Source organism: Halobacteriovorax sp. RT-2-3 (genome assembly GCF_047085075.1).
GTDB lineage: Bacteria > Bdellovibrionota > Bacteriovoracia > Bacteriovoracales > Bacteriovoracaceae > Halobacteriovorax_A.
In genome coordinates this window covers 748,105-772,971 of the sequence record NZ_JBKIYF010000003.1, presented here as the reverse complement: position 1 = coordinate 772,971, position 24,867 = coordinate 748,105, and the positions used below count along the sequence as shown (strand labels likewise).

General features: G+C 34.3%; 25 protein-coding genes, 1 tRNA gene and 1 other RNA gene. 3 read left to right on the top strand and 24 right to left on the bottom strand.

Annotation, left to right across the window (positions count from 1 at the left end; all coding sequences use genetic code 11):
• Positions 1-14 precede the first annotated feature (14 nt).
• The 9 genes from ftsW to rsmH all read right to left on the bottom strand — a co-directional run bounded on the left by ftsW (position 15) and on the right by rsmH (position 10,155).
• Positions 15-1,145 (bottom strand): putative lipid II flippase FtsW, encoded by a 1,131-nt coding sequence (ftsW, locus tag ACMAYX_RS14325; RefSeq protein ID WP_103218520.1) that lies wholly within the window; start codon positions 1,143-1,145, stop codon positions 15-17.
• Between the two features lie 62 nt (positions 1,146-1,207).
• Complete coding sequence (locus ACMAYX_RS14320) at positions 1,208-1,675, bottom strand: hypothetical protein (RefSeq protein WP_103218521.1); 468 nt, start codon at positions 1,673-1,675, stop codon at positions 1,208-1,210.
• 93 nt (positions 1,676-1,768) lie between these two features.
• The gene (gene murD, locus ACMAYX_RS14315; protein ID WP_103218522.1) at positions 1,769-3,151 is read right to left on the bottom strand and encodes a UDP-N-acetylmuramoyl-L-alanine--D-glutamate ligase; all 1,383 of its coding nucleotides are present in this window, start codon (positions 3,149-3,151) and stop codon (positions 1,769-1,771) included.
• 3 nt (positions 3,152-3,154) lie between these two features.
• A complete protein-coding gene (gene mraY / locus ACMAYX_RS14310; RefSeq protein ID WP_103218523.1) occupies positions 3,155-4,231 on the bottom strand; it encodes a phospho-N-acetylmuramoyl-pentapeptide-transferase in 1,077 nt (358 codons plus the stop codon).
• A gap of 25 nt (positions 4,232-4,256) precedes the next feature.
• Positions 4,257-5,567, bottom strand: coding sequence for a UDP-N-acetylmuramoyl-tripeptide--D-alanyl-D-alanine ligase (locus tag ACMAYX_RS14305; RefSeq protein ID WP_103218524.1), 1,311 nt, complete (start codon positions 5,565-5,567; stop codon positions 4,257-4,259).
• Positions 5,564-6,877, bottom strand: a complete 1,314-nt coding sequence (locus tag ACMAYX_RS14300) for a Mur ligase family protein (RefSeq protein ID WP_412472099.1) — start codon at positions 6,875-6,877, stop codon at positions 5,564-5,566. The genes ACMAYX_RS14305 and ACMAYX_RS14300 overlap by 4 nt, the downstream gene beginning before the upstream one ends.
• Positions 6,870-8,792: a penicillin-binding transpeptidase domain-containing protein gene (locus tag ACMAYX_RS14295; RefSeq protein ID WP_412472098.1), complete on the bottom strand. Its 1,923-nt coding sequence runs from the start codon at positions 8,790-8,792 to the stop codon at positions 6,870-6,872. Before ACMAYX_RS14295 ends, ACMAYX_RS14300 begins: the two co-directional genes overlap by 8 nt.
• A 5-nt stretch (positions 8,793-8,797) precedes the next feature.
• Entirely contained in the window at positions 8,798-9,130 is a 333-nt protein-coding gene (locus tag ACMAYX_RS14290) for a hypothetical protein (RefSeq protein ID WP_103218527.1), read from the bottom strand.
• A gap of 17 nt (positions 9,131-9,147) precedes the next feature.
• Positions 9,148-10,155, bottom strand: coding sequence for a 16S rRNA (cytosine(1402)-N(4))-methyltransferase RsmH (gene rsmH, locus ACMAYX_RS14285; protein ID WP_412463536.1), 1,008 nt, complete (start codon positions 10,153-10,155; stop codon positions 9,148-9,150).
• A 145-nt stretch (positions 10,156-10,300) separates the two neighbouring features.
• Here rsmH and ACMAYX_RS14280 point away from each other — a divergent pair, with 145 nt between their 5' ends.
• Positions 10,301-11,527, top strand: coding sequence for an esterase/lipase family protein (locus tag ACMAYX_RS14280; protein ID WP_412472097.1), 1,227 nt, complete (start codon positions 10,301-10,303; stop codon positions 11,525-11,527).
• On the opposite strand, the gene ACMAYX_RS14275 is transcribed toward ACMAYX_RS14280, so the two are convergent.
• The 15 genes from ACMAYX_RS14275 to ACMAYX_RS14205 form a co-directional block, all read right to left on the bottom strand.
• Positions 11,516-12,109: a GTP-binding protein gene (locus ACMAYX_RS14275; RefSeq protein WP_103218530.1), complete on the bottom strand. Its 594-nt coding sequence runs from the start codon at positions 12,107-12,109 to the stop codon at positions 11,516-11,518. The two genes, ACMAYX_RS14280 and ACMAYX_RS14275, sit on opposite strands and share 12 nt — an antisense overlap.
• 10 nt (positions 12,110-12,119) lie before the next feature.
• Positions 12,120-12,611, bottom strand: coding sequence for a hypothetical protein (locus ACMAYX_RS14270; RefSeq protein ID WP_103218531.1), 492 nt, complete (start codon positions 12,609-12,611; stop codon positions 12,120-12,122).
• 9 nt (positions 12,612-12,620) lie between these two features.
• Entirely contained in the window at positions 12,621-13,214 is a 594-nt protein-coding gene (gene recR / locus ACMAYX_RS14265; protein ID WP_392993869.1) for a recombination mediator RecR, read from the bottom strand.
• A 12-nt stretch (positions 13,215-13,226) separates the two neighbouring features.
• Positions 13,227-13,541, bottom strand: a complete 315-nt coding sequence (locus ACMAYX_RS14260; protein ID WP_103218533.1) for a YbaB/EbfC family nucleoid-associated protein — start codon at positions 13,539-13,541, stop codon at positions 13,227-13,229.
• Between the two features lie 14 nt (positions 13,542-13,555).
• The gene (dnaX, locus tag ACMAYX_RS14255; RefSeq protein ID WP_103218534.1) at positions 13,556-15,367 is read right to left on the bottom strand and encodes a DNA polymerase III subunit gamma/tau; all 1,812 of its coding nucleotides are present in this window, start codon (positions 15,365-15,367) and stop codon (positions 13,556-13,558) included.
• 71 nt (positions 15,368-15,438) lie between these two features.
• Positions 15,439-15,535, bottom strand: an RNA gene (gene ffs / locus ACMAYX_RS14250) — signal recognition particle sRNA small type.
• A 43-nt stretch (positions 15,536-15,578) separates the two neighbouring features.
• A complete protein-coding gene (locus ACMAYX_RS14245) occupies positions 15,579-16,847 on the bottom strand; it encodes a hypothetical protein (RefSeq protein ID WP_412472096.1) in 1,269 nt (422 codons plus the stop codon).
• A gap of 46 nt (positions 16,848-16,893) precedes the next feature.
• On the bottom strand, positions 16,894-17,349 hold the full coding sequence (locus ACMAYX_RS14240) for a nucleoside deaminase (protein ID WP_199177556.1): 456 nt from the start codon (positions 17,347-17,349) through the stop codon (positions 16,894-16,896).
• Between the two features lie 23 nt (positions 17,350-17,372).
• Positions 17,373-18,101 (bottom strand): PilZ domain-containing protein, encoded by a 729-nt coding sequence (locus ACMAYX_RS14235; protein WP_392993875.1) that lies wholly within the window; start codon positions 18,099-18,101, stop codon positions 17,373-17,375.
• Positions 18,102-18,124: 23 nt separating this feature from the next.
• Positions 18,125-19,588 (bottom strand): hypothetical protein, encoded by a 1,464-nt coding sequence (locus ACMAYX_RS14230; protein ID WP_412472095.1) that lies wholly within the window; start codon positions 19,586-19,588, stop codon positions 18,125-18,127.
• Positions 19,589-19,592: 4 nt separating this feature from the next.
• Positions 19,593-20,198 (bottom strand): CsgG/HfaB family protein, encoded by a 606-nt coding sequence (locus ACMAYX_RS14225; protein ID WP_103218539.1) that lies wholly within the window; start codon positions 20,196-20,198, stop codon positions 19,593-19,595.
• Positions 20,199-20,208: 10 nt separating this feature from the next.
• On the bottom strand, positions 20,209-21,054 hold the full coding sequence (locus ACMAYX_RS14220) for an LPP20 family lipoprotein (RefSeq protein ID WP_103218540.1): 846 nt from the start codon (positions 21,052-21,054) through the stop codon (positions 20,209-20,211).
• Positions 21,044-21,622, bottom strand: coding sequence for a hypothetical protein (locus ACMAYX_RS14215; RefSeq protein ID WP_392993881.1), 579 nt, complete (start codon positions 21,620-21,622; stop codon positions 21,044-21,046). Before ACMAYX_RS14215 ends, ACMAYX_RS14220 begins: the two co-directional genes overlap by 11 nt.
• 82 nt (positions 21,623-21,704) lie before the next feature.
• The gene (locus ACMAYX_RS14210; RefSeq protein WP_158246911.1) at positions 21,705-22,460 is read right to left on the bottom strand and encodes a ThiF family adenylyltransferase; all 756 of its coding nucleotides are present in this window, start codon (positions 22,458-22,460) and stop codon (positions 21,705-21,707) included.
• A 29-nt stretch (positions 22,461-22,489) separates the two neighbouring features.
• Positions 22,490-22,566: transfer RNA gene (locus ACMAYX_RS14205), tRNA-Arg, on the bottom strand.
• 134 nt (positions 22,567-22,700) lie between these two features.
• On the opposite strand from ACMAYX_RS14205, the gene ACMAYX_RS14200 reads away from it, so the two are divergent.
• Together ACMAYX_RS14200 and ACMAYX_RS14195 are read left to right on the top strand one after the other, a co-directional pair.
• Positions 22,701-23,576, top strand: coding sequence for a phospholipase A (locus ACMAYX_RS14200; protein WP_412470457.1), 876 nt, complete (start codon positions 22,701-22,703; stop codon positions 23,574-23,576).
• On the top strand, positions 23,573-24,859 hold the full coding sequence (locus ACMAYX_RS14195; protein ID WP_103218544.1) for a MipA/OmpV family protein: 1,287 nt from the start codon (positions 23,573-23,575) through the stop codon (positions 24,857-24,859). Before ACMAYX_RS14200 ends, ACMAYX_RS14195 begins: the two co-directional genes overlap by 4 nt.
• The last annotated feature ends 8 nt before the right edge of the window (positions 24,860-24,867 follow it).

The following is a 24,867-nucleotide window of genomic DNA, read 5'->3' as shown; positions in this document are numbered from 1 at the left end:
AGCGCATATATTGGCTATTGTTGAGAAAAAAACGGCTTCTCATTTGATATCGATCGTTGACGTGACACACAAGAGAAGATTACACCGATTGCAATTAGATTACTCATTAGAGATGAGCCTCCATAACTAACAAAAGGAAGGTTTAAGCCTTTAGTTGGAAGAAGTCCTAAAACCACACCCATATTTAAACATGCTTGAACACCAATGATAAAAATAATGGACATGACCATTTTCTTAGCGATGTCGTCTTTTAAAGTTAAGGCAAGCTTAAAACCAATATGAGTAAAAGCAATGAAAAGTACGACAAAACCTAGAACCCCTAAGAAACCAAATTCTTCACCAATAACTGAGAAAATAAAGTCGTTATGTGCTTCTGGAAGAAAAAATAATTTTTCCAAACTATTGCCAATTCCCTTTCCAAAAAAGCCACCATTAGCAAACCCAATCCATGATTGAATTACCTGAAAACCACTTCCTCTTGGATTGGCCCAAGGATCAAGAAATGCCATTAAACGCTTAACACGATAAGGCTGAGCAACGAGAATTAGCGCCGAGAGAATCGTGCCTGTTACGCCCATGATATAAAAGTACTTTCTATTGAAGTTTGAAATGAAACAAGAAAAACCCATTCCTAAAGCACAAATAAAAAATGTACCAAAATCTGGTTGTAAAAGAAGTAGTAATAAGACTAAGCCTATATTTGCAACGTACTTTAGTCGATTCTTTAAATTTAGCTTTTCATAATTTTCAAAAAAGAAAAGAGACATCATAAGGATTGTGTACTTTGCAAGCTCTCCAGGCTGAAGAGATCCAAATCCTAAGTTGATCCATCGGTTGGCACCTTTTGCAACAACCCCTAATCCAGGAATAAAAGTTAGAACTAATAGAAAAGCGACCACAAGATTTAAGTGAAATGAAAACTTAATCCAAAATTGATACTTCGTCTTTGCGACAACATAGGCCATTGCTACGCCTACTAGTGCAAAAAGTATTTGTCTTGAAAAGAAGTGAAGACTTGTACCGTAAACTTCTTTTGAAAACATATAAGATGAGGAGTAAACCATGACAATACCAACACCAACGATAATTGATGTGATAATTAAAAAGAGTTTTCCAAAACGATCCGTGTTTTCAAGAGTGTTCATATATTCATAATATATGAATTTTGAATTCGATGCAGTATAAATATAAGAAGCTGTGCGTTGGATTACTTGATGTACATCTGAGCAAATTGTCTTATTGGATCAAATCCACGCTCATCAAAACAAGTATAGGCGTTGAATGGATCCAGACCTTCTCTTTGAATGATACTTAAAACGCACTCTCTTTCTTTTTTATTTTTAACTAATGCCGCTACTGTTACGTGAAAACTATTCACACTACTGTGGTAATACTTGGCCACTTCACGAATACTTGCATAAGTCTCTGCGCTCTTCACATATGTACAAGCATTAAACTCAACTAGGCTTAAGGCCCTTCGATTATCTAAAATATCTGTTAAGCATTGGTACTGATACTTTGTTGTAATTTGCGAGCATTGTTTTTTAAAACGAAATTGATTGTACTTTGTTAAGCGCTTATCAACTAGATTTTCACAGACTTTTACATAATCTGGATTAGCTTTGATTTGAGTAGAAAAAATAGAAACAAAAATAAAAAATAACAGAACCTTCATGACGAGATCATATGACTTAAAACTTGTTCTGTATTAGGCATAAAAAAAATGCCTGCATAAAGCAGGCATTTCTATAATTATTATTTCAAAAAATTACAATTGATAAACAAGTTTTTTGAAGTAGTTCCCACGCTCTTCGTAATCTCTAAAGAAATCCGTAGCAGGGTTACCTGGTGAAAGAATAATCGTGTCACCAGTTCTCGACTTTTGATAAGCAAATAGAACAGACTCTTCAAAAGATCCAACAATGAAAGTTTGTGGGTGCTCACCAAGAGCACGGTTCATTCTTTCTTTTGCCTCACCAACTAGAACAATGATTCTTGTCGTTTGGATTAGCTCATCAGTGAATGCTTCATACTCAAGTTCTTCAATGTCTTTCCCACCAGCAATTAAGATAACAGGAGTTTTAAACGCCTTAGTTGTCTCAACTAGTGTTCTCATATCAGTAGCTTTTGAATCGTTATAGAAAGATACACCGTTCTTTTCCATTAAGAATTCAATTCTGTGTGGAATTCCTGGGAATTTTGTTACACATGTTTGAATTGCTTCATCAGAAAGGTCTAGTGCCTTACATGCAGTGATAGCAGCTAGTAAGTTTTCACGGTTGTTTTGACCAATGATTCTCATTTTCTTAACAACAAATTCTGAGTGGTAATTGATATTTGAATGGATACGACGATCGTGGAAGTGCGTTCCTTGAATCTCTTCCATTACACCAAGCTTAACGAATGACCTTCTCGAGTACCAATAAGTTTGGCAATTTGCATTTCTAAAGAAGCTATTATTTGCAAGCTTATCGAAGTTAACAATTAAAGTGTCATCAGGAGATAAAGTCTTAATGATACTTAGTTTTGTTTCCATGTACTCACCCATCGACGTGAATTGTCCTTGTGGGTAAGTATCTGCGATATCAGTAAAGACAACCATCTTAGGGTGGAAGTCTGTTAGACGTCTCATTTGTACTGCTGAAACTTCAACAACTACGTAATCGATTTCATCTTTGTTTGGAAGCATTGAATACTCAATAAATGGACTTTCACTTGTTCCACCAACGAATACATTCTTTCCATCTTGTCTTAGAGTAAATCCAATCATGTGTGCTACAGTTGTACGACCATGAGATCCACAAACAGCGATGATTGGCTTACGGCAAAGCTTATTACCAAGAGCGAATTCTGAGTAAACCTCTTTACCTTCACGTCTTGCAAGCTCTAGTTGTGGCATATTCGGATCAACCGATCCAGAGTACACAACAACGTCTGCATTAATAAAGTCATCGTCAAGGTGTTCACCAAAAGTCATTTCAACTGCTGGCTTAATCTTACGAAGTTTCTTAACTGCTTTATTGAGATCGAAGATAGGTTTAATATCTGTTACTCGAATATTACATTCAAGACGATTAAAGAAGTTTATGAGTCTGAAACCAGTTTTTCCAATACCTACGATTAGAATATTCTTGTTTCTAAATCTATCCATTAATTACCTCATCTTCAAAGTTGCGATTGCTAGAATCGCTAAAAATATACTTATAATCCAAAATCTAACAATTACTTTTGGCTCGGCCCAACCGAGCAGCTCAAAGTGATGATGTATCGGCGCCATCTTAAAAATTCTCTTCTTGCGAGTTTTATAAGAAGCAACCTGTAAAATTACCGAAACTGCTTCGGCAACAAAAACACCACCAATAATAACAAAAAGTAATTCACTTCTTGTCAGTACGGCCATTGTCCCTAGTGTACCACCTAAGGCAAGGGACCCCACGTCACCCATAAAAATCTGAGCTGGGTATGTGTTATACCATAAAAATCCAACGCCTGCACCGACGATTGCAGCACCAATGACAGCTAATTCACCAACATTTTCAACGTACGGCACAAAAAGGTATGATGCGATCTCTCTGTGACCTGTTGCATAAGCAATAAAGCCAAGAGTTGCTGCAGATGTGATAATTGGACCGATGGCCAAACCATCTAGACCATCTGTTAAGTTTACGGCGTTACTCGAGCCGACAATAACGATGGCACCAAAGATGACAAAGAAACTCATCAAATTAAAAACTGGCCCCTTAACAAAAGGAACGAATAGTTGTGTATCAATGACGTTAAAATGGACCATTGCAAATACTGCAATAAGCGCTGTTGCAAATTGCCATATAAGCTTACCTCTGGCCGAAACACCTTTTGTATTTCCTTTAGAGATCTTTGCGTAATCATCAATAAAGCCAAGAACGAAATATGATGCTGTAACACCACAAGTGATAAGAACTGGAAGAGAATTAAAATTACCAGTTATTAACAGAGTCAACAGAATCGTACCCAAGATAAAAACACCACCCATTGTTGGAGTTCCGGCCTTTTTTAAGTGAGACTCTGGTCCATCATCACGAATCACTTGTCCAAACTGCTTTCGTTGCATGAAGCCGATAAAGTACTTACCCCAAATAACTGAGATAACTGTCGCGAGCAAGAAGGCCACAACTGTTCTAAATGTGATGTATTTAAAAATATTAAATGCGAAGAATTCATCCCTTAAGGGATAGAGGAAATGATACAGCATGTAATCACCTGGTTTTTAAATTATATTACATAGTTATATCTATTAGCCTCTCTAGTTGTAAAGAACGAGAAGCTTTTAAAAAAATATAATCGTACGAATTTAATACTGATGGCCAATTTGGGATGAAATCATCAAGATTTTTAAACGTTTTAGACTCGCCGCTATATTTATTTGCATAAAATTCTGAAAATCGTCCAATAAAGATAGCATCCTTAATCTTTAAATCATTTAAGAGCTCTGCTATTTCTTCATGATGCTCTTGGGTCTTATCCCCCAACTCATTCATGTCACCAATTACAAAGATAACATTTTTTTGAGATGGAACTTGTTTTGCAAACTCTGTGATCGCTAACTTCATAGAAGTTGGATTTGCATTGTATGCATCTAAATATATTTTTGAATCATTAACATTAATCCACTGCGCTCTTTTATTTTCTGGCAGCCTCAGTTTTTTAAGTTCATGAAATAAACTTAATGAAAAAATATTTTCTAAAATAAAACAGGCAGCTTGAACATTCCAGCGATTGTATGATTCCTTAATAAACTCACTTTCAAACTCACATACATTATCTGAAGAAACAGGAATAATCTTATCAGTAATCGCAAGTGTTGCTAGTTTTTCATCTTCCATATTTAAGAAGAATTTCTTCCCATGATCTTTTACCCAACGATAAAGAGCAGACTTCTCTTTTAATACTCCATCAAGATCAATAAGGAATTCTGTGTGGGCATGGCCAACATTTGTTATATAACCATAATCAGGTTGAGCTATTTCACAAAGAACTTCAATCTCACCAAAATGATTTGTTCCCATCTCAACAATCGCAAATTTGTGATCATCTTTAATTGAGAATATTGTGAGTGGCACTCCTATATGATTATTTAAATTTCCCTGAGTACAAATAACTGCATCATGAAGAATAGATTTTGCTAAGGAAAACAATAATTCCTTTGTCGTTGTCTTTCCATTTGAACCAGTTAGTCCAAAAACAAAACCTCCATTACTCTTCCATTCAGTAATTCTATATTTTGCAGCTTCTTGGAGAAATGAAAGGCTGTCATTAACAAGAAAGAAACATGTCTCAGTGTATTTATTTGAAAGAGTTTTAATTTGTTCTTCTCTCTCAAGCGAATAAGTTAGAACAATCGATTTCGCGCCATTTTTAATGGCATCCTCTATAAAATCATATGCATCAAAGCGCTCACCTTTTAGAGCTACAAATGTATTTTTTCCATTAGGCATACGCGAGTCAGTTGATAGAAGAATTTCACTATCTAAATCCTTACCAATCTTTTTCACTAGACCAGTGATTTTATTAAAATCTGAAATTATCATAATTCACCTAATGCACTCTTTACTTCTTCTATATCACTAAAGTGGTGTTTTACACCTTTAATGTCCTGATACTCTTCATGTCCCTTACCTGCAATAATCACTGCAGTAGGACGTTTATATTCTCTTACATATTTATGAATTGCTTCTTTTCGATCAACAACAACATCGACTTCGCTTTCATTGCCCTCAAGAATATCATTAATAATATCTGCAGGTTCTTCAGTTCTTGGGTTATCACTTGTAACGACAACCTTGTCACTAAACTCAAGTGCTGCTGCAAGCATCTTTGGACGTTTTGTACGATCGCGATCGCCACCACAACCAAAAAGAGTAATAATGTCATAAGAGGCAAAATGCTTTTTTGTTTCACGACAAATATTTACAATAGCATCTGGAGTATGTGCGTAATCGACAATAAATACACTATCGCCTTTTCTAAAAAGATTAAATCTTCCTTTTGGTAAAGATAGCTTTATATTTTTATTTAACTTAATACCGCAAGCTCTTTCACATAGAGCAAAGGCAAGCTCTAAGTTATCTATGTTATAGCTGAGGTTAAATTCCTCTCCATATAAATTCTTAGTCTCTGGGGCTAAATCAAAATCTAACTTATCTTGGAATTCATTTTTTTGTGAGCGCGGTATGATAAAGTTTGTATCACAATACTTAGCAAGTTTTGCTTTGGCATTAAAGTAAGATTCCATTGTTCCATGATAGTCGAGGTGATCTTGAGTAAAATTAGTCCAACCTATCGAATCAAACTTCATTTTCTTAACACGCTCTTGCTCTAATGCGTGAGAACTAACTTCTAAACAAAAGTAAGTAATATTTTTTAACTTGAAAATTATTCTTCGTAGGTCAATGAAAGAAGGTGTAGTAGCTGATAAGCTCTCCATGATTTCACTTTCATTTTTAACGACACCTACAGTACCAATACAACAAGCATCTAAATTATTTGCATTCAAAATTAACTGACACAAATGAGCAACCGAAGATTTTCCATTCGTCCCAGTAATACCAATTAACTTCACTTCACGATTTATAGGATATAGCTCTTCTACAAGCTCTTCTTGTAATTTATAAAAATCATTATCATCTACTACGAGAGTTGTAATATCTGAGACTTCTCTATTTGTTATAACAAGTCCTGCACTTCCTTTTTGATAACGCTCACGAAAAAGGGCCATAGCCTTTTCATTGTCATGAATACGATAAAAAGCAATATCACAAGGTTTTGCTTGATCAAGATTGGCAGTTAAGTCGCTTAGACCTTTTAATATAATTTTATATTTTGAGATTAATTTATTCATATGTTGGTGGTGCGTACTTAAGCTTTACAATGACTTCTCCATCGCGAGTACTTCCGGCTTCAGGTGTTTGTTCCTTAACAACACCAACACCGATATGACTTAAGTCGATTTCTAACTTTTGCGCCAGTGCCATTGCAGACTTTTTATCAAGGCCCACAAAATTTGGAACTGTGCCACGTCCTGTATAGCGCTTAGCTGATTGAACCCTCTTTACAGAGTCGAATGCAATATCGTTCTTATAAGCTTCATTCTCAGCTAGACCTTCAAATTCTTTATTTTTGTAAAGTAGGTATTCAGTTACTTTTCTAAAGACCGGTCCTGCGACAGAGTTTCCATAATATGATTTACCACGCGCTGGTTTATCAACATATGAGTAAACGACAAACTTCTTCTTAACTCCTACTGGAAAGCCTAGAAATCCAGGAATATAACCAGTATAACGGCCGTTATTATCAGCTCTTTGTGCTGTTGACGTTTTTGCAGCAATTTTAAAATAAGGAATTTTTCCTTTTCTCGCAGTTCCTCTCTCGACAGTATTTACCATCATATCTGTTATAGATTTTGCAATCTCTGGTGGTAGAACTCTTTTTGACTTAACTTTCTTCGGATCATCAACTTTTAAAATTGTAGGTTGAACATAAACACCGTCATTTGAAATTGCTGCAAAGGCTGCAAGCATTTGAATTCCAGTTGTAGCAACTCCTTGTCCGAAACTGATATTACTTAATGACAGAGGCGATACATTTTTATCGTCTGTAAAAATTCCACGTGACTCAGCAGGAAGTTCAATTCCTGTCTTCTCACCTATTTTGAATTCATTTAGAGTTTTCTTTAATTTTGGAAATGTTAAATCAAAGGCAATTTTAGTTGTTCCAATATTAGATGAATACATAAGAATTTCTTCGACAGAAAGCCATTCAAATTTCTTTCTTGATTCAGCTTCTTTAATAATATGATCTTCAACTTTTAAACGGCCTTGTTCGCAGTAGTAATTAGTATCGGGACGAACAACCTTATTTTCTAAGGCAGAAGCTAATGTTAGTACTTTAAGTGTTGAACCAGGTTCAAACGGATCACTAATAAACGCCAATTTACGATCACTACTTTTTGAGTCACCAACATCATTAGGATCAAATGTAGGATAATTGGCCATTGCAATGATTTCACCTGTTTCGGCATCCATTACACCAACACCACCACGTTTCGCATCAACATTCTCTACGGCTTCTTTAATGGCCTTTTCAGCAACCGCTTGAACTTCTTTATCGATCGAAAGATAAACATCGTTTGCTCTTTCCGTTGGGATATTTTGACTTACATATCTTACTGGACGACCTTTATTATCCTTAAAGTATTTAATAATTTGTGGCTCACCTCTAAGTTCTTTATCAAATCTGTGCTCAATACCAGCAAGCCCATTATTGTCTAATCCAACAAAACCTAGTGTTTGAGCAGCTAACTCATGGTTTGGATAAATCCTCTTTGGTATCTCTTCAATATAAATACCCTTAAGTTTTTTAATCGCGGCAACCTGCTCTTCTGTTAACTTAGATTTTCTGGTAATCCAAGTAAAACGATTTCTCTCAAGAGCTTTCTCAGCTATGCCCTCTAATTCCATTTCAGGTAGAATAGCCTTCAATTTTTCATAAACTTTCTTATCTGAAATATTCTTAGGAATTGTGAAGATAGAATATGTTCTAATATTGATAGCAAGAGGATTTCCATTACGATCATAAATATGGCCACGTCTAGGAAAGACTTTTCTCTCTCTAAAGAACTGCTTCTTAGATTGTGATAATAAATGTCCGCGATCGACTACTTGAATACGAAATGCTTTCACAAGTATAGCAACAAATGCAATTGTGAAAATTACGTATATAACTTTTAATCTGTTCTTTAAATTATTATCACTCACTATATTTACTTCTTAGCTGGAACAACAATAATTTGATGCTGCTTCGGCTGTGCTAAGTTATAGTTACGGGCCATCTTTCTTAAATTCGATACAGATAGAAGTCTAGCTTTTTTAGCTTTCAACTCTTTGCCCTCAACTTTAATTCTCTCTACTTCTTTTTTAACTGTTGCGATTTCATAGTTCAGCTCTATCCCTTTCATTCTAAAAAGAACAAATAAAACTGTAATCACAACTAAACTAAGAACAATTGGTAAACCTTGTGAACTTAAAACTATTCCTTTTAGCTTTGATCCAATACCATCACTCTTAGATTTTGTTCGACTCATCCTTGAGGCCATTTAACAATCTCCTATTGTTACTCATTTTCAATCTTTGAAAACTTTTCGTATTTATTCTTCGATTTCTTACTCACGACTCTTTTAAGAATTCTAAGCTTAGCACTTCTTGATCGAGAGTTTTCAGCAATCTCTTCATCACTTGGGATAATTGGCTTTTTAACTTCATTTTCAAAAAGCATTTCTCCAAGTCCATTTTTTTCATAATCTTTAAAAAGTTTCTTCACTATTCTATCTTCTAATGAATGAAAACTTATAATTAATATTCTACCACCAATCTTTAATAATGGTAGCACCTGATTAATTACATCGGTTATTACATCAAGCTCGCGATTAACTTCGATTCTTAACGCTTGAAAACATTTTGTTGCTGGATGGATACGACCAAATTGTAATTTCTTCGGATAACAATCTTTAATCAATTCTGCTAACTGAAATGTTGTATTAATCGGGCCATTCTTGTCCCTTTCAAGGACAATTCGTTCAGCGATTCTCCAAGCGTATTTTTCCTCACCATAATCTCTAAAAAGATTTGCTAAGTCTTGGGCAGAGTATCGATTGATAATATCTTTAGCGGTTTGAATACTGTCATTATCGTAATCCATTCGCATATCAAGCGGCGCATCAACACGAAAAGAAAAACCACGTGAGCCTTCATCAAAATGGTGAGAAGAAACACCTAAATCAAGAAGGACACCATTGAGTCCGCCATTTTCTTTTACGAGATCAGCATGGTTGCCCATGACAATATTTTCAAAATGACAAAAGTTTGAATCGTGTAAGAAGAGTCTGTCCTCAACACCGTTTTTCTTAATTAATTCACGTCCATTTTTTAACGCATCAGGATCTTGGTCGAAAGAAATTAACTTGGCCTTAGTATCTCTTTTTACAATTGCTAATGAGTGGCCTCCGGCCCCAAATGTGCAATCAGCAAAAAGTAATTGATCATGTTCTTCACTATCTAAATAAAGATAGTCGAGACATTCTTTTTTTAAGACCGAATAGTGCTCTTTATATTCATCAACCATTAAATAACCTTATTTTACAACTAGTTAGCAGTTACAATTTACACGAAAAAAAAGTGAACAAACTTTTATTATCTTTCATTTATTTGACTTGTATACACTACCAATGCCAAAATTTTACATCTAGCGCAAGGAATTTAAAAGAACTATGAGAGATACTGATTTAATTTTAAATAAATATATTGAATCAAAAGTTTTAGATTTTAAGAATCGTGTTAACGCATATAACGCTAGAAAAAATTATTCTAAAAGCTTCTTAAACTCTGCAAAAGAATTAACTAAATCAGATCTACTTGAAAGATTTAATTTAGTTAAGAATAATCTCTCACCTAATGAAGCACTTAAGCTTATGCGAAATCTTGTTACCTCAAGTGCTTGGATTAGCTTTTCAACTGCTCGTTATATTCATTCACTGACTAACTTCAAAAGCTTTGATAATAAATTTGATTTTGATAAGGTCAATTATCGTTTCTTCAACGATTTAAAGGCACGTAAACCAATAGAACTTACAGATGAAGAAATCTTTAAAATAATCTACAACGAAGTAGAATATGCAAAGTATCATCCGACATATATTTCTAACCTAGACGAGCCAAAGACAGATATTACTATTGTTCTAGTTCCAGGAGTATTCAATGAGTTATTCTCTACTCCTTCATTCGAGAGAGCATGTCAGCACCTGAAAATGAATTATAATATTAAGTATTATACTCCAGAAGTTAACGGTTTTGATAATTGCTTAAAAAACTCTAAGTCACTGCGTGATCAAATCTCTCATTATGTAAGTGAACATCCAGATGAAAAGTTGTGGTTAGTGGCATTTTCTAAAGGTGGACTAGACTCTCTTCATTACTTAACAGAATATAGTAAAGAACAAGACTCGATTATAGGACTTTCTACAATTGCTTCTCCTATCTTGGGATCGAATTCATTTAATAAGAAATTTATTAAAACGCTGAATCTTATTCATAATTTCTCTGATTCAAAACTCTATCAACTCATTGATGGTAAAAAAGATATTTTAGCAAAAGAAATGCAAAAATCTCTCTCTTCAACTTTTCGAAGGCCATGGATGAGAAATAATCACGAAAAACTAAATCCAAATTTATTTTATACATCGATTGGATTTTCTTCAAAGTGGTACGAGAGTCATCTATGGATGATGTTAATGAAAATGTTCATTAGAAGTAAAAATGACAATGACGGAGTTGTTGATACGGAAAGCTCTTTATTTCCCTACTACTTTGAACGAGGAATTAAGCTAGGTATCCTTGATGGCCACCACCTCATTGGGAGAAGATCATCTTTCTACTGCCAAGAGGCACTAATCGAAGCTCATATTCACTTTTTAAAATATAAAGGGCTACTCTTTTAAGCCGCCCTTTAAATTCATTAGTACTAATTTTGACATTACTTTTAGGGTTTCAAAGACACCCACACCCTTAACTGCAACAGCATCAAATGCTGGCCTTTCATCGGCATTGAGTGTTTGATTCATATCTTCTACTGGTGTTACGTTTGGTAGATCTCTCTTATTCCATTGAAAAACAATTGGAATTTGATCAATATCGTAACCCTGTTCAGTTAGATTCGCTTCAAGACTTTTTAATGATTCAATATTAGCTTCCATTCTCTCTAGTTGAGAATCTGCTACAAAGATCACACCATCAACACCACGAAGAATTAACTTACGTGAAGATTCATAGAAAACTTGACCAGGAACTGTATATAAGTGAAAGCGAGTTTTAAATCCTCTTATCTCACCTAGATCAAGTGGTAGGAAATCAAAGAAGATTGTTCTCTCATTTTCAGAATCGAGAGAAACCATCTCACCTTTATTTCCACCAGCAGTTTTCTGATATATGTATTGGATATTCGTTGTCTTACCGCCAAGACCTGGCCCGTAATAAACGATCTTACAATTAATTTCCTTCGTATTGTAATTTACAAAAGACATCTGGCCCCCGTTATCCTAAAACGCCTGCAAAGAGGTCATCGACTTCGTTATCACTAATATCATCAAATAGAAAAACCTCATTTGGATCACTATCCCCTGATAAGTGTGCTTCAATAAATTCTGGAAGCTTCGATTCAATACTTCTAATTCTTGATTTTAACTTGGCCGGATTATCGACATCAAAATAGATAAGGCTTAGATAAATGTCATCGAAAAGTCCTGAGAGCTTTGTTATATAAATCCCTTTTGATGAAGTCGCATAATTAAATCTAAATTCATCTTGTGTTTCTTCAGGGATAAATTGAGAAAGAACTGAACTTGCCTGCCATACACCAGCAATTAGTGCACCAGCAGTATCACTATCGAAATCAGTTTCAACGCTTTTAAATGAATAAAGTGGTATTCCATCTTGTCGACAGACAATCAATCCACTATTTACAAGAGAATCTAGTCCACTATATTCTCTAAAAAACTCTTGAATAACGACTTCAATGTTATCCATAAACCTTCCTTACATTTTGGTTTTATTTTCTAATGCCTTAGATATAGTCATTGTATCTAAGTAGTCGAGATTCCCTCCCATAGGAATCCCGAAGCCAATTCTATCAACATTAACTTCGTCTGAAAGTACTGATTTTATGTAGCTACAAGTAGCGTCGCCTTCAACAGAAGGACCAATAGCAAGAACCACTGATTTGATTTTTAACTCATCAACACGTTTTTTAAGCTTATCAATATTCAGTTCCGCTGGACCAACTCCAAGAAGAGGATTAAGAACTCCACCTAGAACATGATACAATCCGCGATATTGGCCACTTCTTTCAATGGCCATATAATCTGTAATAGACTCAACAACACAAATCTCTGTTGATTCTTTACGATGAATATCACTACAAACTGCACAGATATCTTCATCCGCAAAAACGCCACATTGATTACATTTTTTTAATTCTGCTAATTCATTTAGTGCGATTGCAAAGTCGCCTAACTCTTCTTTAGTCCACTTGGCCAGGCTGAGAACATGTCTTAGAGCACTCTTCTCACCGATACCAGGTACTTTAGAAAATGAATCAACAAGATTATTAATTCTTTCAGGTAGTTTCATTAAGTTATAGCCTTAGAAAAGTCCTGGAATGTTTAGACCGCCAGTTACCTTACTCATTGCATTCGAAACCATATCTTGAGACTCTTTAATAGCCTGGTTAACAGCAGTTAAAACAAGATCTTCAAGAGTTTCAACATCATTCGGATCTACTGCTTCAGGATCAATTTTGATAGCTTGAATTTCTTGCTTACCAGTAATTGTAATTTTAATAGCTCCACCACCTGAAGATACTTCAAGCTCACGCTTTTCAAGTTCTTTTTGAAGTGTACTAATTTTTTGCTGCATTTGTTGAGCCTGTTTCATTAGGCCTTGCATTCCCTTTGCCATTTTATTCTCCGATTTTATTCATCTTCATTTAAGATAATTTTATCAATTTTAGAATTAAATATTGAACTGGCCAATTGAAGCATTTCATCACCTTCAATTTCCTTTCTTTGATTTTGCTTTTCAATATTTTCATTTTCTATATTAATTTCAAACTTTGATTTAAAGTCTGTCTCTTCTGCTTTTTTCTTTTCAACTAATTCAATAGAAAGATCGATATCCTGAACTTGAAAATAACTTCTAAGATGCTCTCTTACCTTTTCAAGTGTTTCCTGATTATTCATATGATCGTAAAAAACTTTTGCGCCAATAGGATAACCAATAAGAAGTGATACCTTTTCGAGCTGAACAACAAGATCGCCAATTAAGTTACCTTGTTCCATGTTGGCACCCATTACTGGTGATGTCTTTGCCAAGTAAGCAAGAAATCCATCCCATGTTCTTGGACCTTCAATAACAACTTCCTCAACGGCCGAAACTTCATTAATTTCTTCGGCTTCAACGACTTCTTCAGTTGATTGTTCTACTGGTTCTATAGGATCATCAAAAATAATCTTATGAGGTTTTGTAACTTCTTCAACTTTAGGCTCTTCAACTATTATTTCAGCCTCAGATTCTATAACTTCAATTTTTTCTGGTTGTGGTTGTGGCTGTGTTTGAATTTCACTAGTATTTACTTCATCAGCTTGGGCCACAACTTGGGCCTTAGGCTTTCCCGCAGTATCCTCCACTTGGGTATCTGCAATAATTTGATGTCTTAATGCTACTTTTCTCATCGCAAGCAGAGTTGCATCTGTTGGGATGATTGATTCAAGCGTCCAAGTAAAATCTTTAGCAAGAGTCTCATAAACCCAGTAAAGCTCTGCTCGTGTCGTTTTATCAAAAATTTCACCATCAACTTTTGATAAAACTCGTGATCTATCATTGAAATCTTTAGCAATAACGATTGAAAAAAGGTTTTCAAGAATTGATTTCACAATATTTTGAAGTGAGATATTCTGTGAGATCAATGCACTAAACATATTTGTTAACTCTTCTACATTACCAGAAAGAGTTGAATCAATTAGTGTTTTAATTGAGCTAAGTTTTGCTATCCCTAAGGCTTGAGCAAAAATATCTTCATTAATATCTTGGCCGTAAGAGAAACTTAAAACTTGATCAAATAGAGAAAGAGTATCTCTAAAAGATCCGTTCCCTAATTTTGCAAGTGTTTCAATTAACTCAGAATTAGCAAAAGTAATATTTTCTAGTTTTGCAATATTAACAATGTGAGACTTTAATTCCTCAACTGTTGCATTAACAAAATCAAAGCGCTGACATCTTGAAAGAACAGTTCCAAGTAACTTTTCAGGCTCTGTCGTTGCCATTAAAAATATGGCATGTTCTGGTGGTTCTTCTAATGTTTTTAAAAGTGCATTGAAAGCACTATTAGAAAGCATGTGAACTTCATCAATAATATAAACTTTATATTTTCCACTAGAAGGAAGATAAGAAATATTACTAATTAACTCTCTTACATCATCAACACTATTATTAGATGCACCATCAATTTCAATTACATTCATCGAAGCTGCAGAATCAAAATCATGACATGCATTACATTCACCACATGGATTTTGGTTTTCATCACGAGCTTCACATCTTAATGCTTTTGCAAAAATTCTTGCTATTGTTGTCTTACCAATTCCACGAGTACCAGAAAAAATATACGCATGACCAAGTCGATCTTCTCTTAAAGAATTAACTAAAGTTTTAACAATATGTTCTTGCCCAACAAAATCTTGAAATTTTGCAGGACGATATTTTCTGGCCAAGACCTGATATGACATTGAGCACCATCACTTTATATGATTTTAAAAATTTTACTTGTTAACTATAGGAAAAATTATAGGTATTGGAAAGGGGCAGCCGATACAAACACAATGCAACAAAGGTTACCGTTGCTTCGTTCCCGACCTGGCGGAGTTAGCCCCGCTGCATTTGTCTGACCGGCTACCGTCCTTGAATATAATATTTATCTTAGCACGATGTCAATGAAAGCTAGTATTTAATGATAATCGTCTCACCTTTCAGACTCACTGAGTCGGAATTAATGAACTTCATAACAAATTTTAAAACGAATTTTGTTGCTGTCATACCAGCAACACGGGCCCTATCAACTTTAATACGTACTTCTCGTTGATCAGGATGGACATCCAATTTACCAGCGGCCTTAAAATTAAATGTGAAAACAGATTTCAACTTGGCCTTCATACTAAAATGACCATTTGCAACAGTGATTTTCAAATCACGGATACGATTCTTATCTGACTCGGCCTTATCTTCACTAATCTTTTGAATACTGAAATCAGATCTTCTCAGACAGCCTTCATAAATAGAGACTGCATCAACTTCTTTATCTGTTGGCTCAATCTTCACACATCGAGCTTCTATTTTTGTGAAAGTGAACTCACCCTTCTTTGTTCTTGCCTCTAGCTGGTTAGCAATTAGACCAAGGTGTTCTCTCTCAAAATATACTTGGCCATCAAAAACATTAAACGGCATTCCTTCTCTTAATAACTTAATCTCTTTCCCGGCAATTCGTGACTCTTCTAGGCAGCCAGCAAAAATTAAATCAATATTAAAAGCATTAATATTAGGATCTTTATAACAGTTAATATTTATATTCTTAAAGTTGATCGAGCTATTTAATAAATTACCCGTAGCGCTTTGAGCGTCAATGACTATGCTATCTTCAGTAAAGGCAACTTCTTTTCCTCTAATGTTTACATTCGATTGACTCGTACTATTTTGCTTAATTTCGACAATTGCAAATTCCTTACCTTCAAGAGGTTTGATATGCATATCTTTCAAACAAATCTCATCAAGCTTAAATGTAAATTCATCACTCTGACATTTAATATCAACATCTTTGATATCAAAAAGGAATTGATCAGCACCAATGCTTAACTGAGGTCCATTAGCAAAGAATCCAGACTGTGCAAATTCAATTTTCGCTTCCCTTGCATAGATCATGTTAAGAAAATCAATTTCTGTAAACTGAGGTAGATGTGTTGTTAGGTTCAAATTATCTTTTTTGAAATTGATTCTGTTATTAAATAAGAAAGTATCAACTAAAAATAATTCCCCATTTTCAGCTAAATCAAACTCCACTGCATCATACTTAATATAAACATCTCTAGCATGGGCCTTTCCACCAAGAAAATCACTTCCAATTGCTCTATTAAGATTGATTGAATCAACCTCAAAATACATTGAATTTGCCATGCACGAAAGTGCGAATGTTGCAGGTAAGAAAAATTTAAACATATGTTATATGTTCGATAAATAACGTCAGAATGTAAATACTAGAGATTTAACTTTGACGCTTTCGATAAGTTTTTCGACGTAATTTAAAGAAATCCGATAATACTTTCGAGCATTTAAAGTGCTCGACACCACCGATGATAGAAAATTTATGATTAAATCTTTTATCTTTTTGAAAGCTATAACCAAGTGATACAGAACCAGCTTTTTGATCATAAGCACCGAAGACAACATTTTTGAAACGTGCCTGTAAAATCGCATAGAGACACATCGGACAAGGCTCAAGAGTTATATAGATAGTACAATTAAGTAATCTCCAATCCCCCATTTTTTCACTTGCTTCTTTAATGGCAATTATTTCAGCATGCGCTGTTGTATCTTTTTGCTGCTCTTTTAGATTATGGGCCCTGGCAATGACATTATCATTTTCATCAACAATAATTGCTCCAACAGGCACTTCTCCGGCCTTGAAAGCTATTTCCGCTTCTTCAAGTGCCAAATTCATATTCCATATGTGAGATTTAATATTCATGATTTAAATTTTTTGTCTTTCTTAGCTTTTCGCTCAAAGTTCCAGTACTTCTCTAATTCGCCGTATCGACGACGAGAATCTTCATCGGTATTGTGAAACCTTACCCCGTAAGTATATGGCCTACCAATTGAATGTTGTCTCTTAGATACCACCTCAACACTTAAGCGTCCATCAATGCTTGTTGTGAATGGCTCGATTTCAAGCTTTTGACCAATTTTCAAATCATCAAATAAAGTTAATCCACCTGCTTTACGTCGTAAGTCTACTAACCTTCCTTCAATCCCATCTAAGTCATCGCAATATACTTTAGTCTTTAAGTCATTACGGTATCTAAAATCGTATTCCCACCAACCAATGACAGGATAGAAAACAGGTGTATATAAAGAAAAGCAAAGCACACCTAATAGCATCAATGACATTGTATAAAGAAAGAATAGTGAAAAATCATTGTAGTAGTATAGGGATCTTAAAATATAAAAAATAATAAATAGACCTACGACGACACTTAATGTCCAAAAAGAATAGTGAACATTTTTTTGCATGCGATAATAGAGTCTATATAAAATTACAGAAAAAATTATTCCAAATAAGGCAATAAAGTTAAATTGGAATTTGAAGAATTCATATCCTTTCGCTAAGAAGAATAAAAACATGTGTAGCGAAAATAACGCCTGAACTTTATTAAAATCACTTTTGATCGATAGCTTACTTATACTTATTAACATTGTTCTATTTTAACAAAATAGGATTATTTGATAATTAGTGGAACTATTTGCTTAGCTCCTTTTTCACGAGTAAATTTATAGCCTTTGCCATCAATCTGAAGTTCATATTCACCAGGGGTCAAATTCAAAGGATACATGTAAATATGATCATAAATACCATACCAAGATCGTAGGTCTGCCAATTCAGATTCTTGTATTGCTCGATTTCCGGCTGCATATGCTGCACTAGCTGATAAGTAAGCAATCAAGCTACCGTTGTTATAGAGACTACGATATGTTTGATAAGCAGAAGTAAGAAGCGCAATATGTTTGGCGGCAAGCCTTGCACCAACCTTGGCCTCTAATAATGCGACATCATTCTTAAGAGAACTACTTAAGACTTCCGACGTATTTGCCATGAGGATCAATTCACCACTATCTAGTTCTTCACCCTTTGAGTTTTTAATATTAATCTTTTTAGGTGTAGATATATCTTTTGAATCTATTTTAGGAAGTTCAAAGTAAATTTTTGGTTCTGCTCCTCTTGTAAGAGCAAGCATTTTTAAAGAGAAAGAGACAAAATCGTCCATACCTTCATTATTAGAAATATAAACTCCTACAGGTAAACCAAGAGGAAAATCATATACCTTGGCAGTCTTTTTAATTACATGTCCATTCATAATGATAAGATAAGTGTTAAACGATTTCTTACTATTAAAAAAATCTTGTGTACGCTTATAAGTTTGCGTCTCAGTTATATATTTCGATAATTCATCTTGAGAAACTAAGTGAAGTTTCTTGTAGTCTTCCTGATATTTCTTATGTGAAGAATTAAAACTTGGATAAAGACCCATCTGTTGTACTAAATCTTTTTTTCCAATCATTTTGAAATTGTTAACAATTGATCGATCCTTTGCTCTACCATAAGTATCATGAACAACAATACCCATGAGATCGATAAAGGTTGATCCTTTATAGACTGCACGACCTCTATTTTGGGCCTTGAAATTTTCAATATAGGCACTCCAATCTCTTAACGTTGAAACCATCGCCTGTTGATGAAATCTTCTTTTATTATCAGAATCAACTTCTTTGCTTTTCATATAGTGAGCAAGGATTTCATAAAATCTAATATTGGCTTGCTCAAATTGATTTGGGTAATAAATATCAGTAGCTTCACCAATGAATAGAGATTCTACTTTATTAGAGATACTAATTTTATAGAGATCATTTGCAATTTCTTTTGCATTGTTCAGATGTATAAGAGCATTGTCATAATCTTTTAAATTAAAGAAAGCAATTCCAAGCTCGGCCTGTTTTAAAAAACGATCCTCATCTCTTTTATAAACTTCACCTTTATTGATTTTTTCAACAACTGACTTGTAGTCATTCTTAGAATATAAAGAAGAGATTAGATCTCCTTCATCCCTTACTTTTCTGGCTGCACATGAGACAAATAAAATAAGGAATGAAAGAATAAGAATTCTATTAAAATAGGCTTGCTTCAACTAATTACCAACCTACTTTAGATTTCTCAGAGTATTTATTTACACGAGTTCTTGTTCTCATAACTTCAACACCTCTTGAGATATCAGTCATTCGAATATTCATCGTATACTCTTTTAGAGTTTTTCCGCTTCTAGAGCGTGGTTGCATTCTTACATTACCAAAAATCATAATATCAGCACCAGCTGCATTACCAATTTTTTTAGCTTCTGCAGGACTTACCATACCGTCATTTTGATATTGAATTTCTTTTAAAAGAGCTTCACGCGCAGACGCATCAATTAAAATATACTCACCTGACTCACTTAACTGAGTTAAGAATTCATCTGAAATATCATCTGAAGGAAAGTATGGCTCAGCAGTTTGATTACTAAATTCAGCAACAAACACCTTTGGACGACGACCTAGCTTTAATAAATAATTTTTAAAACCTTTATGTTGTTTCATTTTTTGAATTACTGTTTCAACTGAGTTTTCAGTGTCTCGAGTAACCCATGCATCTGTAATTTCTAATGACTTCTCATCTGAAGTATCACCTGAAACACGTTCTGCTTGAAATCCCCCACAAGAAGCTAGTGCGAAAAGCATTGTTAGCGTTAAAATCTTTTTCATATATCCTCCATTAAATTTTTAAATCTACAAAAATATCAGGTATATCATCTGCAAGTTCATCAACAACCTGTTTGATAATTGCATTTTCAGAACGGCCTGTCTGTGTATACCTTTTTGTAATATTCAATTTTCCTTTTCTGAAATTAATTTCTAATGTTTTCTTTACGAAACCATCAACGTTTAAGAACTCGTCGATGAGAGCTATCGCAATATTTAAACGTGTCTCACTTTTTCCAGAAAATACATTATTCTTATTCAATTCACTTATTAACAATTTATCAACTATTTCAAACTTAGGTTGTGAATAAATATGTAATGTAATGTCTTTCTTAGATCGAGAGTCATATTTTTTAATATTAGATTTATATTTATCCACTAAAGTCATCATATATAATTCTAATTTTTTAATGACACTATTATTGGCCCTAATCTTAGAAAAAACTAAATTATTACCACTATTATATAGCTCTTCATTTTCTTTCTTAAGATCTGAAATATCACTTCTCAATTTAGAGATAAACTTCTTCGTGTTCAACCCCATCAGGACACAATAATATGAATCCTCATCGACAAAGGATTCTATCATTTCAACGCCAAAAAGATTCTCTGAAACTTCTTCACTTACAAAATCAGAATATTCACCTTCATCTAATTTGCCATTAGAACTTTCTATTGAGGTAAACTTAGCTTTTACTTTAACTTGAAAATTTTTTGCTATTTCAACTCGTGCATCTTCCGTAGCTTCTTTTTCACTAAGGCCACAAGTCTTCGCACATAGAAAATCCTTTGGACAAGACTTAATTTGTCCAAATGAATATAGACTAACAAGTGATAGTAATAAAATTTTATTCTTCAAATTTCTGTCTCAGCTCTTCTTTGTGTGAATCTTTTGCAACAGCAATAGCTTTTTCTTGAGCATAACGAATCGCTCTTTGTAGCGTTTCTTCCTTAATGCCAACTAAAGAATAACAAGCATAGTATGGATCACCAATTAACTTATCATCTTTCATTTTCTGTCTCTTTTCCCAATACTGTTCCTTAACTCTAACACCAGATACTTTAGTTCTAATTGATTGAGTAAGAGTTTCAGAGAATGTTTTCACCTCTTGTGAGTCTTCATCAAGATTTGTTACTTCAGTATAATCGTTTGCAATTTCTTGAGAAATTTCAGAAGCAATTACTGCTGTCGATCTTGCTGTTGCTGACTTTACACAAAGTCTTCTATTTCTATTTTCTGATTGAGATAAGAAGTAATGATAGTCTTTATCACCTTTGTAATTGTCAGTACTTTCTAACCAATCAGGTTCAATTTTGTTTGAAGCATTTAAGATTTTATAATCAATTTCAAACTCTCTTGCCTTCTTACCAGAGGAACAAGAAAATAAAGTAATTGATATTAAAAAGAATGATAAAATTTTTGTCATGGTATCTCCCGAAAAAATAGCCTTATTAGACTTTTCTAAGTCAACTAATTTTACTTTACGTTGAGATATAATCAATGAAAAATTATTTTAATAATTCCTTAACGGCGATGTGACTGAGTAAGAAGCCTACTGTTCCTGTCATGTATGTGGCAGTACCTAGACCACCATCACAATCAAGCTTTAGTGCAGCTGAAGTATTATCTAATTCGCACTTTTTAATCTTCTTAGAAGGCTCTGGTGAATATACACATTGAACTTTTGCTTTTGAGCGGCCTAGTGGATAAAGATGTTTCTTTTTTAGCTCTTGCCTTACTTTACGATAAAGCATGTCTTGTTTTGTTTTAGATAACTCAGCGACTGTAATCATTGTAGGATCAACTTTGCCACCAATGGCCCCAGAACTTACAATTTTGACTTCACGCTTATAGCATTCGTTAATAAGAATTGCTTTCTCACGAGGGGCATCAATTGTATCAATAATAATTGATGGTGATTCTGCAAAAATCTTTTCCATATTCTTTTCATTGAAAAAGCAATAATGGCAGACGACTTCACAGTCTGGATTAATAGTAGCGATCCTCTCCTTAAGAGCATCAGCTTTCATCTTTCCATAATTTCCATCATGAGCATGTAGTTGACGATTTGTATTTGAAACACAGATATCATCAAGATCAACTAAAGTGATTTTATTAACACCAAGACGTGCGATAGATTCCACACACCAAGTCCCCACTCCGCCAAGGCCAATAATCATAAAGTGTGAATCTTTAATAACAGAAAAAGCTTCCGTTCCCAGTAGGGCGGCTATTCCATTAAATCTTTGTTCGTGATTTGACATAGGCTTGTAAAAACAGGTGCTTAAGAACATGGCGCACTCGGCAGGAGTCGAACCTGCGACCTTCTGATCCGTAGTCAGACACTCTATCCAGCTGAGCTACGAGTGCGCATGTAGAAGTATTTATAGCCCCTAACTGCTCATATTGTCAATGCGTTCTTGCATTCAGGGAAATAATTTGTCAGAGAGGGCCAAATCATTGGACAATAGCCTCAATTTATTAATTATTTACAGCTATTTTACATGAACAAATTTCTAATTATATTTTTAATACTTCCACTTTTTTCATTCGCACAAGAAAGTAGTGAACTTCAACAATCACTCGAGAAAAGAATAAAGGAAGATGAGCATTCAAATCATACGTCTTCCCTAGTTACAGCACATAGGCCAAATTACATTTTACCAATCACCTATATGCACGATCCAAATGAGGCTCCTTATCCTGCAGATGATGAATTAAAAAATATTGAAACAAAGTTTCAACTAAGTTTTAAATTTACCGTCCTCTCGCAAATTTTTGGTTCGAAAACTGATTTAGATTTTGCCTATACTCAAAAATCTTTCTGGCAACTTTATAATAAGAAAAACTCGGCAGCTTTTAGAGATACTAATTATGAGCCTGAACTATTTATATCGTTTGAACCATTTAAAGAAGATTGGCGTATTTTTAAAAATTACTACCACTTTGGTTTTGTTCATCAATCAAATGGTAAAGACTTACCACTATCTAGAAGCTGGAACAGAGTCTTTGCTACAACATTCTTCGAATGGCAAAAAACTCTTTTTATGCTTAAGGTGTGGTATCGCTTAAATGAAGAGCCAAAATCAGGGCCAACCGATTATACAGGTGATGACAATCCAGACATTACTGATTATCTTGGCTACTTTGAACTTACAGGTATTCATAAAATAGATGGGCATACACTTTCTTGGATGGTTAGAAATAACTTAAAAAAAGATAATAAAGGTGCCTTAGAAATCGATTGGTCTTTTCCATTACCTGAAACTCGTCTTAAAGGTTATGTACAATTTTTTACTGGCTATGGTGAGACACTAATTGATTATGATTACAATATGACTCGCATTGGACTTGGGGTCGCATTTACAGATTGGTTATGATGAAAAAAATCTTAGTTACAATTTTATTCTCTACTTTTACTCTTGCGAGCAACTATAAACCACAGTACTGGGGTATAGGTTTCGGTTACAGAAATGCTGACATACCATTTAAAGTAAAAGATAAAAAAGTATCTGATATTATTCCACTATTCTTTTACAAGCGTGGTGACTTTCATCTTGACGGGCTATCTGCGCACTTCACTTTCTATAGGCCATTAAAAAATCTCAATATTAATTTAATGTCACAATATCGCTTTTTTGACATACCAAAAGATAGTCAAAATACGATTAGAAATGCCGGTTTTGACTACGGTCTCGAAGCACAATATGAACACTCAAAAATGTGGAGAACAAGTGCTCAACTTCTAGCAGATCATTCAACTAGAAGTTATTTAACGTTAAAAACTGAAGCGGATTATGTATGGAAGAATGTATTCTTTCGCCCATATGCTTTTTTAACAATAAGAAGTGCTGAATTTAATAATAAGTATTATGGATTAGATGTATCAAGACCTGGGACAGGTTATGAAATTGGAACAGGTGTAAAAGCCGCCATTAGAGTACATAAAGACTTCAACATTCTTACTCATGTAAAAGTAAGTACTTTGGATAATGAAACAGCAGATGCTCCAACTATTCGCAACCAAGTAAATACTGAAACCTTTTTAGGTATTGGCTTCATGGACCCTCACTTAATTCATATGAATGGTCATGATATTTCAAAGCGCACTAAGCTAAAATCTAAAACTTTTGTTAGAGCTGCTTATGCAATGGCCACTCCATCAAACCTAAGCGATATCCTTTCTTTTCATACGGCTACTGATAAATATAATAATGACATGGTTTCTTTTGCCTATGGTATTCCAATGGCCGATAAGTTTCTTGGATCAGATATTCCCGTTTATCTACTGCCACAATATGTTGGTCACCTTAAAAGTGAAGTTCAAGAAAGAAGTAATGAATTTGCATTAGCAGTAAAGATCTTTATTCCATTTCACTGGCCGATTAACTGGCGTCTTGGTTTGGCCGAAGGTATTTCATATGCTGATCAAATTACCTATATCGAAGAATTCGATATTTCAGGAAAGGGATATCGAAGTAGTAAGTTCATGAATTACTTAGATTTTTCAATCGATTTTAGCTTAGAAAAGGCCGGCCTTAAACATACTTGGCTAGGACTTATGATTCATCATCGCTCAGCAATTTTTGAATCATCATCTATGTTTGGAAGAATCAAAGGTGGTAGTAACTACATAGGAACTTATATTCAACAAGATCTGTAGAATCCCCG